This window comes from Sulfuricurvum sp., assembly GCF_028713855.1.
Classification (GTDB): Bacteria; Campylobacterota; Campylobacteria; order Campylobacterales; family Sulfurimonadaceae; genus Sulfuricurvum.
This window is the reverse complement of the sequence record NZ_JAQTNN010000015.1, coordinates 52,059-69,241: the sequence shown is the minus strand read 5'-3', so window position 1 is coordinate 69,241 and position 17,183 is coordinate 52,059. Positions and strand designations below refer to the sequence as shown.

Sequence of the window (17,183 nt, the reverse complement as noted above, 5' to 3'; positions counted from 1 at the left end):
AACTCCTATTCGTTTCACGCACTGCTTCCAAATGGAAACTTCGAGTGAAATAGGTGGAAACATGTTTGTGAAACGGGTGGAAACATAAAAGTGAAATGACTGGAAACATGGGAGTGAAATTTACAGCTATGCCGCCGTATGGCTCGATGCCGTTAGCTATGCGCTTTTTTACTCAGGGGGTTCTAGTAACACCCCCTGACATAAGTCATAAAATATTTCTCTCCTCTCTTAATTTACAAATGACGTATATCGTCGAAAGGAAAACCCTATGCAAAATAGTCATGTCAAAAACATACCCTTCGCAAGCGGTATTGATGCACTCTATTACTTTGCACAATCAGGTGCTTTCTATGATCGGTTATATGAGGACATCATAAATCAAATCGAAGATAAGAAAGCCTATTTTAAATCTCTTAACTATCAGTACGCTGATAATGACATCATCGTAAAGATAAACGGAATCGATGTGGTTTACAGCGGTATGGGTAGAGACGGTTTCCATTGGTTCAATCATGACTTCTTTCGATCAGGTTTTAAAGACCCTGAGAAGGCTATGAACATTCATAACATACGAATACAACTCAATGCTATAGGAATCTATACTCTTGGCTTAAAATCGCTTATAGAGTACGTAAACAAGAAATTCTTAGGTGAGTTCACTATGAGAGTGTTTCCAGTTACACGGATCGATCTCAATATGTTCATCCAACATGATTTCAGCTATCTTAGAAAAGAAATGATTTTGTCAAAAAAACAAAATCATTCCGCGAACATTGGAGAGCGTTCAAATGCTTACGAACTTGAAACGTACTATGTCGGGAAGAAACCTTTTTTACTCCGTATCTACAATAAGCATAAAGAGCTGACAACCGCATCACAGATCAAGCGGGAGATCATGTACAACCATTTCGGAGTTAATGGGATGGATTTGCAAGAGCCGATATTCAATGTCGAGTTTGAATTACATCGTGAATATCTAAAGACATTCGGAATTGATACGATAGATGATGCTCTGATACGTGCTGAGAGTCTATTTAAAAGCTCGTGTGACCTTATCAAGCTGATAGACACCGAAAGTATCAGTGAGAAGCAATTGAACTCTCCTAACCGTAAGAGAGCAAATGTATTACCAATTTGGGAATATATCAAGGAAAACTATTCAATCCTTGAATTTATGCAGACAGATACCCCATTGGAGAAGATAGAACGGATCAGCTTTAGATACTCGCTTCAAGATGCAGAGAAGTCGATTAAAAAGGTCATTACACGATTATTAGTGCATAACAACGATCCTACCCTGCTCTTCTTCCTCGATGTGCTTCAAAAAGCCAAAGCGGAGTTTGATCTAAGACAGAACATTAAAAATCTGCATGAGGAACACAAAGAGCAACCGACATTTGAAGATGATCTCAAATTGTACAGTGATGAGGGATTATGGAATCTGGATGAAAAACTTTCCAAAGAAATAAGCAGTACACCTATAAGAACTCCTTTATATGATGAACTGGATCATCGTCATGCATTACTTACCAGAGAGTTAGAACGTCGGAAACTTATCCCCGATATGTTTTAGGTTCGTGTATGAAATATCTATCACTCCCTCATTTAGCACAGTATTATGATATTCATCCAGACACATTACGCCGTCGCTTTAGAACTATTGATATCAAGAAAGATGAACACTATATTATTATCGGAAAATGCGTCCGCTTCGATGTTTCAAAGGTGCATCCTCTGATTACGGATATGCATGACAATGAGTGCGTAGAATCTGTTTTAAACAGGTTGCTAATTTGAAGCATGGTACAATTCCAACGCATAGCATTTCTGTTCGAAAGGACAGACCCATGGCGAGAAGCTTCGTTCGTGGTAAAAAGTTGTGGATGGATTATATGGTTGACGGGGTTCGTGTCCGTAAAGGGACAGGACTAGACGATACAAAAGAAAATCGTGCTCTCGTTAAAAAAATGATCCTCCCGCAACTATCAACCATGATCGTAACAGGTGAAATACATCAAAAGAAGCCAAAGACATTTGGACACTACTTTGATATATTTCTAACCCTCAAAGACTCAAACCGATCCTACTTCGTTAAGAAGCCGATCTGGCTAAAGGTCAATGAAAAATTTAAGAACTTGGAAGTGGATAAGATCACACGGCTTGATGTAAAGAGTTACATCAACGCTCTGCCGATTAAATCGGTCTCTAAGGGTGCTTATAAAACGGTACTCAAAGAGGTACTTGAACTCGCCGTCGATGATGGTGTACTCAATACTAATCCCGCAACCAATATAAAGCTTCATGGTGACGTTAAGGAGAATATCCAATACTTTACCAAAGAGCAAGTAAACCTTATTCTCTCACGTGCCGAGGGGATATTGAAACCGTATTTAATGCTCGCATTTCATACGGGTATGAGACCAGAAGAGATTTTGGGATTGCAATCGAAAGATATTACCGATGGTTGGATCGATATAAAACGGGTTCGTACTCGTGGACGTGTTGATATTCCAAAAACACGTAATTCTATTCGTAAAATCCCCTGCCCTTCATTCGTTCTCAAAGAACTCGAAGCGATTAAAAGCGATCATCTCTTTTTATTTAGAGATATAGACGATGCAACGAAATTAAAACGAATGTGGCCAGCACTTTTAGAGAAGTGTGAGTTGCCAAAACGGAAGCTTTATTCAGCACGTCATACGTTTGCAACTTTGATGCTTCAAAACGGTATTGTAAGTATTAATGAATTAGCGGGATTGTTAGGACATTCTAGTCCGAAGATCACTCTTGCACACTATGCAAGTATAATAGATTCTAATACAATAGATTTAGGTAGAGATTTCAATCTTTTTGGCACAATTTTGGCACAATCCAAAAAGTAGACACCTCTGGAACTCCCTTGTACAGGGACTTTGAAAGAAATAGGTACAACGTAAGCCGGGTTCTGGATGAAGTGATAATTAATCTACTGCCCAGATTACTCTGAGCCTCTAGCGAAACAATAGCGATGTAGGACGCTAACCATCTGTTTCTTGCTGCCCGGTTGGGTTTACATAGCTCTCACAGTTGCCTGTGAGACTGGTGGGCTCTTACCCCGCCGTTTCACCCTTACCTCTTACGAGGCGGTTTCCTCTCTGTTGCACTGTCCCTCATGTTACCATGGCCATCCGTTAGATGGAACCGTGTCCTACAGCAGCCCGGACTTTACCTCTTGGGATTACTAGTTCCAAGCTATCACCTGTTGTACCTGTCGCATTATAAAAGATATTAGATTATAAAGTACTATCGCCTAACTTAACTCGACCGATTTTTTTCAAGTAATGCAAAAAACTCATCTTCAGAAACCGGCTTGGCAAAATAATACCCTTGATAATATTCGCAACCCCTTGCTTTCAAATACTCCATTTGATATGCTTCTTCAACCCCTTCTGCAATAACATTGAGATTTAGGGTTTGTCCCATCGCGATGATTGTATTCAGCAGTATATGATCATTGTTTTCATTGGCTGAAATATCATCCACAAAACATTTATCAATTTTGAGTGAATCGATTGGAAAACGTCGAAGATACGAGAGAGAAGAATATCCTGTCCCAAAATCATCCATACAGATATGTATCCCTAACCCTTTCATTTTTTTCAGTACCTCAAGAGTTACATCAAGATATTCCATCATAACACTTTCAGTAATTTCAATAGCAAACTGCGCAGGATTTATCCCATTGGTAAAGATGGCATTCTCAATATCAGAATACAAATGAAGATTTTGAAATTGTCGTGTTGAAACATTACACGAGACATGAATATCCGTATATCCGGCATGCTGTAATCGGCTGAGCATCTCAACCGTTTCGTCAATAATCCATGTTCCCAACTTTAAAATAAACCCGGTATTTTCAGCGATAGAGATAAAACTATTTGGATAAATGATCCCTTTTTCGTGATGTTTCCAACGAATGAGGGCTTCTGCTCCAATAATTTTACCTGTTGAGATATGTATTTTCGGCTGATAATACAGTACAAATTCGTGATCTTCCAATGCCCGATGCATATCATGAGCAATCTTCACCTCTTCATGCACTTGTGCATTCAATGTTGCGGTAAAAAAACTAAATTGATCTCGTCCCTCTGCTTTAGCTTTATACATAGCTATATCTGCGAACTTCATCAACTCATTAATCTCTTGGGAATCATCCGGATAGATAGCAACGCCAATACTGGTAGAGAGGCGTAAAAAATGCTTTTGTACGACCCATTCCTGATGAAAAGCATCCAGTATTTTGGAAATCACCTGTTCCAATGTCCCCAAGTCATTAAAATCATTGAGGATAATGATAAATTCATCTCCACCGATACGGGCAACGATATCATTTTCCCGGATCATTGACTTCAGTTTGTGTGAAACGGCCTTAAGAAGTGTATCTCCGACATTATGACCAAGCGTGTCGTTAATATTTTTAAAATGGTCCAAATCTAAAAATAGTACGGCAAATTTACGCTCATAGCGGTTTGCATTGGCTACCGTCAGTTTGAGCTGAGAATATAAGTTATAGCGATTAGGCAGGCCGGTCAGAGAATCATGTAATGACGTAAAACTCAGTTCTTCATTCAGCCCCAGAATCTGGTTTTCAGAACGGTTTTGCTCTACACCGTATTCAATTTGCAATTTAATGATATATCCGATAACCAACGCTTCGGCAAAAACAAATATTCCGTGAAGTAATACGATATCCATACCGCACCCGTAATTAAAAACCATTACCGGCATATCAAACAAAGATATTTCATAAAATTGAAGATAATTAAATATAAGATGATGCACTATCGTTGTCACAGCAGCAACAAAAACGGGAACCGTATCTTTGTAAATGGAAAGAATAGCCAAAGCGATAAAGACATGAAAATGCATCTCAATACGCCCGAGATGTTGCTGAATATAGATTAAAGAGAATAGCATCATCCCAATTCCGACAAGGGCACGCATCACTTGTGTCCCTTTGAAAAAGGGATAGGCGATCACTAAAAGAAAGGTTATCAGCCCTCCTCCGAAAAAGCCGTAAAGATAGGTATCGTAACTGATCGAGGTGATAAAAGTTGCTATAAACCACTGAATGCCGATCAGCACAAGCATTACTTTATCAGCTTGAAGAAAATGGTCTTTAAAATTTTTTTCTGCAAAGTTTGGTATTGAAGGGAGTTTAAAAAAGTTCTCAAGCATACTATTCATTTTTTCTCATTTAACAATTTTTGGATATCTGAAACAATTAATGCTTTATTGATTGGATGGGTCGTATATATATTTTTCAAAACTACTAACCCACTGTTGTCTCGCTCAATCAGATAAAGATGATCACTATGATCGATTTCTCCTTTTTCCGAAAGACTTTTTGAGAAAAAAACACTAAATTCTCTGTCAATCCCCATAAGCTCTTTTTGGGTGAGATAGACACCTTCAAATTGAGGATTAAATGATTCTGCAAAGGCTTGAGGCTGATTAGTCCCCAATTCAGGCATCAAATTAATGAACGATACTCCGACAAACGGTTTCAAAGGTGCAAACGCAGACGAATCATAGAGATCATCCAGTTGATGTAAAATCGGGGTACATACTCTGACACAGCCTACGTATCCAAAAAAAATCAAGGTTAGATCTTTGTTAGTATCTTTTAAATAAGGCGCATTAATCGGTTTATTGATCATAATTTTACCCGTCGTTTGCTGTGCAAAAAACAATCCTTGCACAAAAGGAACAGCAATTAATAAGAGGACAAAAAGAGTAACAGCCAGAATAATTTTTTTATTCATTTGTCTGCTCTATTAAAAAAAGTTTCTCTTTTATCATTGCTAATTCATCGGAACACTCTTCGAGTTCAGCCTCCTTTTTCTTTAACTGCGTATTTTTTTGTACAACAATAAAAAAACTGATAACCAATAAAAAGACAAAAAGGATAAAAATGATAAAAATAACATTTAAAACACTCTGCTGATACCGTTCAAAAAAGGTTTTCTTTTCATGTAAAATGACTGCATTATGAGCAATGTATTCTGAAAGTATCAAACGTGATTCCATTAATCCTTTACGATCGAACATATAAACATTCGGACTTTTAATGACAGATGGAATATACAATAGAGCTTCACCCTTCAAATAGCGCGATACAAGTCTCGCAGAAGCAGCCCCCTGATTAGCCCCGCTCGTGACGAAACCGCCGACAGCCCCTTCATGGACATAAGCATCTTCCATGCTGCACAAAATGAGATGTCGGTTTTGCTTTAAAATTTCAATCGATTCTTTCAGTGTCAAATTGCGACCGTTAGCATCGCTTAACTCCCCGATTGTTGTCAATAATACAAACGTTTTTGGCGTATTTGGGAGTTTTTCCATAATCTCATCTATACGTGCGGAAGAGAGAAAATGAAACGTATATTTAGGGTATTGACGAATATGGGTACGGATATCCGCTTCAATGGAACGATACGTGTTTGAGGTATCACCAACAATCCATATTTCACGTGTCTGAGGAGAAAATTGACGGATAAGGTCAATATTCGGGATAATCTCTTTGGTTTCATATACTCCAGCGTACTTGTTAGCATCAAGGGTATGGGCTAATGATAGATTATTAATCCCTGAAAAAAAGACCGGTGTTTTAGAGAATAATGCTGATTGGTTATTCACAAAGAATTTCAAGGCATTGTCATCAGTCACATAAATAACATCCGGGGAATAGCCCATGTATTTTTTTTGTAAATAATCAAGAAAAAAGGATTGATAATCATTAGAAAATTTAAGACGCTTGGTATCTAAATATTCCACGGAAATATCAAGCGGTGAGCGATATAAGTTTTGCAACGAATGGACAAAATTATCGTGTTGTAATTTTGTCCAGCTGTATTCCTGCGAATAGGAATGCAAAATAAAAATACGCTTTTTATGCTGTGTCTGCGCCTGTATAATAATGCTAAAAAAAAGTAAAAAAATGAATATGAATCGGATCATCTATCTCCATGTTCTTATAATGAATAATTTTATCATACAGAATGTAAAAAACTGTTATTAACAAGATTTTAGGTAATTTAAAAGAATAAGGACTAAAAATTTTAAATGGATGAGTCGTGGATTTTTGAAGATTATATGCGGATAGAACCGCATACAAAATGGAAATTACATTCCGATTTTAGCTTTAGCTTCTTTAGCGTATTGAATACCTAAAGCCCAAGCTTTGTTGTTGACATCGTGTACTTTTTTAGGAACTTTAGAAAGCATAACTTCTCTCAATGTTTCAGGATCAAGTACACCCGTGAATTCATTGGTGATTCCCAAAGCAACAACCGATTGAGTAATAACGTTACCCACTTCTTCTTTTGCAATGGTGATGATTGGAATCTCTACAATGATCCATTTTTGGCGATCTTCTTCGGTTGGGTGAACCAAGTTTGGTTCAACTACGATGATTCCGCCCGGTTTAACACCGTTTTTAAATTGTTGGTAGCTTACGTTGGCTACAGAGAGCATGAAATCGATCTCACCCTCATTCGCATACGGGTAAAAAATTTCGTTATCATCGAGGGTGATATCAACAACCGTTGCCCCACCGCGAACTTGTGACGTATACGTAGCAGTTTTTAGCCCGTGACCGCCCAATTTGATTTTAGCAGCTGCCATAATCTCACCGGCGAGAAGAACCCCTTGTCCACCGACGCCTGTAAATCGTATCGTATGTCTCATGGTTTCTCCTTAGATTTTTTTCGCAAAGTCGTCTTGCGTGATTTTGCCGCGTTTGCCCTGTGCTGATGCGATGACCATGTCATACATTTCACAATACTCCGCTTGCTCAACTTCACGCAATACACCCGTAGGGAATTTATTCAACTGCTCTTCAGGTGACAACGCTTCCCATTTTTTCAACGGAGTCGTAATACTGTCGATCCACTCAAGGTTTTCCATAGCACTTTGCATTTTATTTTTACGGCCAAGATTGATATGGCAGTTAGACATAATGTCAAAGAAAGAGAACCCTTTGTGTGAAAACCCTTTTACAAGCACTTTTTCCAATTTTTTCGGATCAAGCATTGTCTCACGCGCTACGAATGATGCACCTGCACCGATAGCCAATTTACACGCATCGAACGTTGGATCGATATTCCCGTTTTGCGCCGATACACACCACATACCCTGTGGAGTTGTCGGAGAAATTTGAGAATTGGTCAAACCGTAGATGAAGTTATTGATAAGAATAAAATTCAAATCGATGTTACGACGGCAACCGTGGATCGTGTGGTTACCACCGATCGCAAGACCGTCACCGTCTCCCGCTACAACGATAACGTGTGCATCAGGACGGGTCAATTTGATCCCCGTAGCATACGCAATCGTACGCCCGTGAGTCGTATGAACCGTATTACAGTTGATGTATGAGCTAAAACGCCCAGAACAACCGATACCCGATACGACACATACTTTGTCCATATCCCATCCCATTTTGTCGATGGCACGGATAACCGATTTAAGGATAACACCGTCACCACAGCCCCAACACCAAAGTGTCGGCATTTTATCTACACGTAAATATTGATCGTAATTGAAAGCCATTAGAACATCTCCTTAACTTTTGCTACCATTTCAAGCGGCGCGATAGGACGACCGTTTGCTTTGTGAAGTGTAGTGAAATCACTACGTCCCATTACACGTTCGATCTCTTTGAGGTATTGACCCATATTGAGCTCAGTTACAAAGATTTTATCAAATTTTTGACCAATCTCTTTGAGTTTTTTCGCCGGGCTCGGCCAGATCATAATCGGGCGGAAAAGACCTGCTTTGATACCGTCGTTACGAAGTTTCATAACCGCTTCTTTTGCACCGCGAGAGATACTTCCGTACGCGATCAAACATACTTCTGCGTCATCGAGCATAAACTCTTCATAATCGGCGTCATCATCCAATCCGACGTCTGCTGAAACAGCATCGATTTTACCGACAAGGCGCTCAATGTTGAATTGGCATTGTGCCGCATCTTCCGTCGGGAAACCGGTCGGACCGTGGTGAAGACCCGTAAAGTGGAAACGATATCCTTCGAACATTGGGTTCAATACCGCAGGTGTGTTCATAGGAACATCATACGGGCGGTAATCTTCCGGTTTGCCGTCAAAACGTTTGCGGTTAACGATAGACGCTTGAATTTCTTCCAAATCAGGAAGAACCGCTTTACCGTGCATGTGACCAACCGTCTCATCCAAGAGCATGAAAACAGGAGTCATGTATTTTTCCGCCAAGTTGAACGCACGTACCGTTTGGGTATAGCACTCTTCGAGTGAACCGGCACACAATGTGATCGATGCGTAGTCACCGTGAGTCGGGTATTGCGCTTGACCGATGTCCGCTTGAGATACACGTGTTGGTAGACCCGTTGATGGACCACCACGCATTACGTTGATGATAACGAGAGGAACTTCAGCGATAAACGCCAAACCGATTTGTTCCGCTTTGAGCGAAATCCCCGGTCCTGAGGTTGCCGTCATCGCTTTGGTTCCCGCCATAGAAGCACCGAGTGCAACGGAAATACCGGCGATTTCATCTTCCATTTGGATAAATTTTCCACCAACGGTCGGTAGAAGATCAGACATTTCATGCATTACTTCCGATGAAGGAGTAATCGGATATCCGCCGAAAAACATACATCCGGCATCAAATGCTGCGTGCGCAGCTAATTCGTTACCTGTAGAAATTACTTCTCTTGCCATTATTTCACTCCTGCTTGGTCTAAAGACATAAATTTATTCGCGATGACGGCAGCTTGACGTGCTTTAGACTCATCGGTCAATTTTGCAAATTTATAATCTGCTTTGTCCGCAACATAAATTGCGAAGTCAGGGCATGAAAGTTCACACTCGTTACAGCCGATACATGCCTCTGGATGATCGACAGAGATCATTGCACCCAGTGTTGATGTACGTTCGTAACGCATACCGAGTACACCGGATGGGCATACGGATACACAAATATCACATGCTTTACAGTTATCGGTATTGACCCATACCGGGGTGTTACCTGGATTAATCGTTTTAAACATCTGTTCTCCTATGGTTTAATTTGAACACCGTGGAATAAAATCCCACGTCACGCTTTCTTTATTTGTCGGTTGTAAATTTACCTACGGCACAAGAAACGAAACTCTTGAGCTTGAGTGTGGCGTTATCAATAGCGCCTGCTTCCTCACCTGCTAGAGGATAGCCGAGACTTCTTAATATTGCCTTAACTTGTGCTAATTGCGCCTCGTCCGTAATATCGACTGTTACTTTGCGAGGCTCGCACGAGAGATCAACACAGATCTCTTTACACCCTGCTTCTTTGAGAGAAGCTGTAATCGTGTTGGCGCACCCGCCGCAACGAACATTGGCTACCTCAAAGACGGTGTTCATTATTTTTTCATCACTTCAGCAAGCGCTTTACCGATATCGGCAGGTGAAACAACGACTTTTACCCCTGCCGCTTCGAGAGCAGCCATTTTTTCAGCCGCTGTACCGGCACCGCCGGAGATAATTGCTCCGGCATGTCCCATACGTTTACCAGCCGGAGCAGTTTGACCTGCAATGAACGCAACAACCGGTTTGGTGATGTGCTCTTTGATATAAGCTGCTGCTTGTATCTCCAAATCTCCACCAATTTCACCGATCATAACAATCGCATGCGTTTCAGGGTCAGCTTCGAACATTGGAAGAAGTTGTTTATAGCTCAAACCGATGATCGGGTCACCGCCGATACCGACTGCAGTGGTGATACCGTATCCCTCTTTAACGACTTGGTTTGCCGACTCATACGTCAATGTTCCCGATTTAGAGATCAAACCGACATTCCCTTTTTTGAAAATGAATCCCGGCATAATTCCAATTTTACACTCTTCAGCGGTAATGATCCCCGGACAGTTCGGTCCGATTGTCATCATGTCTTTCTTAACAGCATACGCTTTTGCAAACATCATATCTTTTACCGGTGCACCTTCGGTAATGATAACCGCAAGAGTGATCCCCGCATCAGCCGCTTCCATAACCGCATCGGATACGAAAGCCGGTGGAACGAAGATCATAGAGACGGTAGCTCCTGTGCTAGCAACCGCTTCGGCTACGGTGTTGAATACCGGTTGTCCGAGGTGTTCTTGTCCACCTTTGCCCGGTGTAACACCACCGACGATTTTGGTACCGTATGCCATACATTGCTCTGCATGGAACGTCCCCTCTTTACCTGTGAAACCTTGTACGATAACTTTTGTATCTTTGTTGACCAAAATTGACATTAATTATTCTCCCTTAGCTGCTGCAACGGCTTTGCGCGCACCGTCTGCAAGATCGGTTGCCGCTACGATATTTGCGATACCGGCATTATTTAAAATTTCTGCCGCTTCGATAGCATTCGTACCATCGAGACGTACGATAACCGGAACGTTTACATTGGTAATTTTTGTTGCTTCGATAATACCGTTTGCAACACGGTCACAACGGACGATTCCACCGAAGATGTTGACGAAAATCGCTTTAACATTCGGATCTTTGAGGATAATATCAAACCCTTTTGCAACGGTTTCCGCACTCGCTGAACCACCGACATCAAGGAAGTTTGCCGGACGGCCCCCTTCATAGTTGATCGTATCCATCGTACCCATAGCAAGACCGGCACCGTTAACCATACAACCGACATCACCATCAAGTTTAATATAGCTGAGGCCGAATTTACCCGCTTCGATTTCAGTCGGTTCTTCTTCACTCAAATCACGCATTTCATTGACCTGAGACTGACGATAAAGTGCATTGTTGTCAAAGCCCATTTTCGCATCAAGTGCCAGGAATTTGCCGTCGCCCGTTTTAACCAACGGATTGATCTCGATCATCTCTGCATCGTGATCCATGTAAACTTTATAAAGTGCAGATGCAAATTTGATAAACGTATTGATCTCTTCAACCGGAAGACCCAAACCAAACGCCAATTTGCGACCGTGGAAGCTTTGGAAGCCTGTCAACGGATCGATAGAGACTTTGATAATTTTTTCAGGGGTATTGTGGGCAACCTCTTCAATCGCCATACCGCCCTCAGTTGATGCCATCATGATCGGCATTTCAAGTGCACGATCAAGCAAAAGTCCGAGATAATACTCTTTTTTGATATCGGCACCCTCTTCGATGTAAACTTTTTGAACGAGTTTACCTTCCGGTCCTGTTTGGTGCGTTACAAGCTGCATACCCAAAATTTGAGCCGCCATTTCACGTACTTCAGAAGTCGAACGAGCTAGTTTTACACCACCGCCCAAACCGCGTCCGCCGGCATGGATTTGAGCTTTAACAACCCAAATATTTCCACCCAGTTCTTGAGCTGCTTTTACCGCCTCATCGGGTGTAAATGCAATATGACCGCGCAAGGTCGGTACATTGTACTTTTTGAATAATTCTTTTGCTTGATATTCGTGAATATTCATCCATTCCTCCTGTTATAAGTTTACGCTATTGGTCTTGTCATCTCTTCAGGGATGACATATTTATCGAACTCTTCGGCTGTTAAGAGACCCAGTTTGATGGCGGTCTCTTTCAGTGTGGAGTTCTCTTTGTGTGCTGTTTTAGCAATTTTTGCCGCGTTTTCATATCCGATGTACGGGTTCAATGCCGTTACCAACATCAATGAGTTGTTCAAATACGCATCGATTTGATCACGTACCGGCTCAATACCGACGGCACAATTATCGTTAAATGAATTCATAGAATCAGCGAGTAATCGAACCGATTGTAAAAAGTTATAGGCGATAACGGGTTTAAATACGTTAAGTTCGAAATTACCTTGGCTTGCCGCGAAACCGATACAGGCATCGTTACCCATAACTTGGCACGCAACCATTGTTACTGCTTCAGATTGGGTAGGGTTTACTTTACCCGGCATAATCGATGAACCCGGTTCATTTTCAGGGATCGTGATCTCGCCGATTCCGCAACGCGGACCTGATGCCAACCAGCGGACATCGTTGGCAATTTTCATCATATCCGCTGCAAGTGCTTTCAATGCACCGTGCGCAAATACCAACGCATCGTGAGACGTCAACGCGTGAAATTTATTTGGAGCGGTAACGAACTGATGCCCTGTGAGTTCAGTGAGTTTTGCCGCAACGCGCTCTCCCAATTCAGGATGAGCGTTCAACCCCGTACCGACCGCAGTACCGCCAAGAGCCAGTTCACGAACCGATTCGAGAGAATTTTTCGCCATTTTTTCACATTTGTTAAGCATCTCTACCCAACCGCTGATCTCTTGACCGAGGGTCAACGGAGTAGCGTCTTGTAAATGGGTACGTCCGATCTTAACAATATCATTAAATTCAACCGACTTGCTTATCAATGTGTTTCGAAGATGGTCAATTGCCGGAAGAAGACGAGTCTCAACCGCAATAACCGCCGCAACGTGCAGCGCTGTCGGATAGGTATCGTTTGAACTTTGTGATTTATTGACATCATCGTTTGGATGAACCAATTTTTGGGTACGGAAATCACCGCCGAGGATCTCGGTTGCACGGCTCGCCAAAACCTCATTATTATTCATATTTGACTGTGTACCTGAACCTGTTTGCCAAACCACAAGCGGATAATGAGCATCGAGTTTACCTTCTAGCATCTCATCTGCCGCTTGAGCGATAGCATCCGCTTTCTCACGTGATAGCATCCCTAAGTCACAGTTGACCAATGCAACCGCTTTTTTAAGAAGAGAAAAAGCACGTGTAATTTCATACGGCATTTTTTCTTCGCCGATTTGAAAGTTTTCCAATGAACGCTGTGTTTGCGCTCCCCAATAGGTATCGTTCGGAACCCGAACTTCTCCCATTGTATCTTTTTCGACACGATAACTCATGCTTTAGCTCCTTCAAAAAAATTGTTTGTATTTAGAGTATCGATTAACGATTGAACCGATGCACACGATGCGGCAAACATCTCTTTTTCCGCATCATTCAAGGTCACTTCAATAATTTTTTCAGCACCGTTAGCTCCGAGCATAACCGGAACGCCGCTGACAACATTATGGAAACCATATTCGCCTTCGAGGAAAACAGCACACGGATGGATTTGTTTAGTGTCTTTTAAAATCGCTTCGACCATGATCGCCGTCGCTTTTGCAGGAGCATAATAGGCTGATCCCGTTTGGAGAAGAGCTACGATCTCCGCTCCCCCTTTTCGAGTGCGCTGTACGATCTCATCAATCTCATCATGTGTCAAAACATCCGAGAGAGGAACGCCGGCAACCGTCGAATAACGAGGCAACGGTACCATATCATCACCGTGACCGCCCATAACCGATGCACGGATCTGTCCGCCGCCGTAACCGAGTTTTTCTTGGATAAATGCCGCCATACGAGCGCTGTCCAACACTCCCGCCATACCGATCACTCGGCTGCGATCAAATCCGCTCTCTTTGAGTGCGACATACGTCATTGCATCAAGAGGATTGGATACCATAATAACGATAGCATTCGGAGAGTATTTGGCTACACCTTCGATGACTTCACGGGTTACTTTAGCATTGATCATCAGCAAATCATCACGGCTCATTCCCGGAAGGCGCGGACTTCCCGCAGTAATAACGACCACATCACAATCGGTCATATCTGCCATAGTTTCCGCAACCGTTACTATGGAATGTGATCGAACAGCGGCAGCAGCTTGAGACATATCAAGCGCTTTACCTTTAGCAATTTCGATTTTGTTATCACGCAAAATGATTTCATGGCAAGAGCCAAGCATTGCAAGTGAGTAGGCGATCGTCGATCCGACATTTCCTGCCCCTACGATTCCGACACGTTTTCCGTTTATCATTTTCCTGCTCCTTGTGTCATATCAGTATTTCTCGTTCATAAAGAAATAAAAGACGATTCAATCGCCTTTTATCTATAGAGCGACTCTACAGATAAAAAACGATTCCGGCGAACCGGAATCTAAACATTTAGATTGCGCTAATAATAGCATTTAATGTTGCACTAGGACGCATTGCTGCCGTCACTTTTGCGATATCAGGATGGTAGTATCCACCGATATCTTGATGTTTTCCTTCTACAGAGAGAAGTTCTTCCATGATTTTAGCTTCATTTTCAGACAATGCTTTAGCTACAGGGGCAAATTTTGCCGCAAGAGTGGCATCTACTGTTTGTTCAGCCAAAGCTTTTGCCCAGTATTGAGCCAAAAAGAAATGACTTGCTTTGTTATCCGGTTCACCCGCTTTACGTGAGGGCTCTTTGTTATTGTCCAAATACGCCGCATTCGCTTCATCTAATGCCGCTGTAAGAGCAGTCAATTTGTTATCTTTTTTCGTTTTGTTGATGTGACGAAGTGACTCAGCAAGAGCCAAGAACTCACCCAATGAATCCCAACGAAGATGACCTTCGTTTACGAATTGCTCAACGTGTTTCGGAGCTGATCCGCCCGCACCGGTTTCAAACAAACCGCCACCTGCAAGAAGAGGAACGATGGAGAGCATTTTAGCCGATGTTCCAAGCTCAAGGATTGGGAACAAGTCAGTCAAATAGTCACGGAGAACGTTACCCGTTGCTGAAATGGTGTTTTGACCGGCACGTACACGTTTCAAAGAGAACGCCATAGCAACTTCTGGTGCCATAATGTGGTACTCGATCCCTGATTTATTGAATTCAGGAAGGTACGCGTTCACTTTTTTGATGATTTCAGCATCGTGTGCACGGTTTTCATCCAACCAGAACACAACCGGAACGTTTTCAATCTCTGCACGCTCTACCGCAAGGCGAACCCAGTCTTTGATCGGAACATCTTTTGCTCTCGACATACGCCAGATATCCCCTTTTTCGACGTTGAAGCTCATCAATACGCCGCTATCATCGCTAACGGTTACGACACCGTCTTCCGCTAATTCAAACGTTGTCGGATGAGAGCCGTACTCTTCCGCTTTTTGAGCCATCAAACCGACGTTAGAAACAGAACCCATTGTGGTTACATCGAATTGTCCGTTTTTCTTACAATCTTCAATACACTCTGAATACATCGTAGCATAACAACGATCCGGAATAGTCACAACACATTGTTGTACTTTTCCCGCTGGATCCCACATTTTACCGCCATCACGTACAACAACCGGCAATGATGCATCGATAATCACGTCATTTGACGCGTGAAGATTGGTAATCCCTTTGTCAGAATCAACCATTGCCATAGCCGGTTGAGTCGGGTAAACCGCCATAATAGCCGCTTCAATCTCCGCTTTTTTATCGGCTGGAAGTTTTGCCAATTTTTTGTACAAATCGCCAAGTCCGAGATTTGGGTTAACACCGATCTCTTTAAATTCTGCCGCGTATTTTTCAAAGACATCTTTAAAAAATACAGAAACGGCATGACCGAACATAATCGGGTCAGAAACTTTCATCATGGTCGCTTTAAGGTGAATCGACCAAAGGATATTTTTCTCTTTCGCTTCAGCAATCGCTTCTTCATAAAATGAACGAAGTGCATTTACGCTCAAGAATGTGCCATCTAATACTTCACTATCAACCGCATTGATCTCTTTAAGCGTTTTTCCGTTCAAAGCGATAACAACCTTGCCATCGCCTTTTTTCGTAATGGATTGCTCATTTGCATAGAAATCACCGCTGTTCATATGTGCAACACGAGTTTTTGAACCCTCATCCCACGCACGCAGTTTGTGAGGATTTTTCTTAGCAAAGTTTTTAACCGCAACCGCAGCACGGCGGTCTGAGTTACCTTCACGAAGAACCGGATTAACGGCAGAACCGAGACAGGTTGCATAACGTCCGAAAATCTCTTTTTCTTCATCTGTTTTAGGCTCTTCAGGGTACGACGGAAGATCATAACCTTGAGATTGAAGTTCTTCAATACACGCTTTAAGCTGCGGAATAGAAGCCGAAATATTTGGGAGTTTAATAATGTTGCCATCAGGATGAGTAGCGATAACGCCCAACTGTGCAAGATTGTCGGGGATACGCTGAGCATCACTCATACGTTCTGGGAATGTAGCGATAACGCGACCTGCAAGTGAAATATCACTTGTTACAACTTCAACGCCTGCGGCTTGTGTGAATGCATTTACGATTGGAAGTAGCGAATAAGTCGCTAGTGCCGGTGCTTCATCAATTACTGACCAAATGATTTTTGCCATCAGGTTCTCCTGTCATTTTTTTTATG

Annotated in this window: 15 protein-coding genes and 1 other RNA gene; 2 read left to right on the top strand and 14 right to left on the bottom strand. The window is 42.1% G+C overall.

Annotated features, from left to right (window positions below):
- The first annotated feature begins 268 nt into the window (after positions 1-268).
- Together PHI47_RS12485 and PHI47_RS12480 are read left to right on the top strand one after the other, a co-directional pair.
- On the top strand, positions 269-1,573 hold the full coding sequence (locus tag PHI47_RS12485) for a hypothetical protein (RefSeq protein ID WP_299937958.1): 1,305 nt from the start codon (positions 269-271) through the stop codon (positions 1,571-1,573).
- 274 nt (positions 1,574-1,847) lie between these two features.
- On the top strand, positions 1,848-2,882 hold the full coding sequence (locus tag PHI47_RS12480; protein ID WP_299937956.1) for a site-specific integrase: 1,035 nt from the start codon (positions 1,848-1,850) through the stop codon (positions 2,880-2,882).
- Between the two features lie 36 nt (positions 2,883-2,918).
- Here the strand turns inward: PHI47_RS12480 and rnpB are convergent.
- The 14 genes from rnpB to PHI47_RS12410 all read right to left on the bottom strand — a co-directional run bounded on the left by rnpB (position 2,919) and on the right by PHI47_RS12410 (position 17,157).
- Positions 2,919-3,250: RNase P RNA component class A (gene rnpB, locus PHI47_RS12475), an RNA gene on the bottom strand.
- A 44-nt stretch (positions 3,251-3,294) separates the two neighbouring features.
- Positions 3,295-5,226: an EAL domain-containing protein gene (locus tag PHI47_RS12470; RefSeq protein ID WP_299937953.1), complete on the bottom strand. Its 1,932-nt coding sequence runs from the start codon at positions 5,224-5,226 to the stop codon at positions 3,295-3,297.
- Positions 5,223-5,804: an SCO family protein gene (locus PHI47_RS12465; RefSeq protein ID WP_299937950.1), complete on the bottom strand. Its 582-nt coding sequence runs from the start codon at positions 5,802-5,804 to the stop codon at positions 5,223-5,225. The genes PHI47_RS12470 and PHI47_RS12465 overlap by 4 nt, the downstream gene beginning before the upstream one ends.
- Positions 5,797-6,735 (bottom strand): diguanylate cyclase, encoded by a 939-nt coding sequence (locus PHI47_RS12460; RefSeq protein WP_299937948.1) that lies wholly within the window; start codon positions 6,733-6,735, stop codon positions 5,797-5,799. The genes PHI47_RS12465 and PHI47_RS12460 overlap by 8 nt, the downstream gene beginning before the upstream one ends.
- A 429-nt stretch (positions 6,736-7,164) precedes the next feature.
- A complete protein-coding gene (locus PHI47_RS12455; protein WP_299937946.1) occupies positions 7,165-7,728 on the bottom strand; it encodes a 2-oxoacid:acceptor oxidoreductase family protein in 564 nt (187 codons plus the stop codon).
- A gap of 9 nt (positions 7,729-7,737) precedes the next feature.
- Positions 7,738-8,592, bottom strand: a complete 855-nt coding sequence (locus PHI47_RS12450) for a 2-oxoglutarate ferredoxin oxidoreductase subunit beta (protein ID WP_299937944.1) — start codon at positions 8,590-8,592, stop codon at positions 7,738-7,740.
- Positions 8,592-9,740, bottom strand: coding sequence for a 2-oxoglutarate synthase subunit alpha (locus PHI47_RS12445; protein WP_299937941.1), 1,149 nt, complete (start codon positions 9,738-9,740; stop codon positions 8,592-8,594). The genes PHI47_RS12450 and PHI47_RS12445 overlap by 1 nt, the downstream gene beginning before the upstream one ends.
- The gene (locus PHI47_RS12440) at positions 9,740-10,069 is read right to left on the bottom strand and encodes a 4Fe-4S dicluster domain-containing protein (protein WP_299937938.1); all 330 of its coding nucleotides are present in this window, start codon (positions 10,067-10,069) and stop codon (positions 9,740-9,742) included. Before PHI47_RS12440 ends, PHI47_RS12445 begins: the two co-directional genes overlap by 1 nt.
- Positions 10,070-10,127: 58 nt before the next feature.
- Positions 10,128-10,418 (bottom strand): cation transporter, encoded by a 291-nt coding sequence (locus PHI47_RS12435; RefSeq protein WP_299937936.1) that lies wholly within the window; start codon positions 10,416-10,418, stop codon positions 10,128-10,130.
- A complete protein-coding gene (gene sucD / locus PHI47_RS12430; protein ID WP_299937933.1) occupies positions 10,418-11,290 on the bottom strand; it encodes a succinate--CoA ligase subunit alpha in 873 nt (290 codons plus the stop codon). The genes PHI47_RS12435 and sucD overlap by 1 nt, the downstream gene beginning before the upstream one ends.
- 3 nt (positions 11,291-11,293) lie before the next feature.
- Positions 11,294-12,463, bottom strand: coding sequence for an ADP-forming succinate--CoA ligase subunit beta (gene sucC / locus PHI47_RS12425; RefSeq protein ID WP_299937930.1), 1,170 nt, complete (start codon positions 12,461-12,463; stop codon positions 11,294-11,296).
- A 20-nt stretch (positions 12,464-12,483) separates the two neighbouring features.
- The gene (fumC, locus tag PHI47_RS12420) at positions 12,484-13,875 is read right to left on the bottom strand and encodes a class II fumarate hydratase (protein WP_299937927.1); all 1,392 of its coding nucleotides are present in this window, start codon (positions 13,873-13,875) and stop codon (positions 12,484-12,486) included.
- Positions 13,872-14,834, bottom strand: a complete 963-nt coding sequence (gene mdh / locus PHI47_RS12415; RefSeq protein ID WP_299937924.1) for a malate dehydrogenase — start codon at positions 14,832-14,834, stop codon at positions 13,872-13,874. Before mdh ends, fumC begins: the two co-directional genes overlap by 4 nt.
- 127 nt (positions 14,835-14,961) lie before the next feature.
- Entirely contained in the window at positions 14,962-17,157 is a 2,196-nt protein-coding gene (locus tag PHI47_RS12410) for an NADP-dependent isocitrate dehydrogenase (RefSeq protein WP_299937921.1), read from the bottom strand.
- Positions 17,158-17,183: the final 26 nt, after the last annotated feature.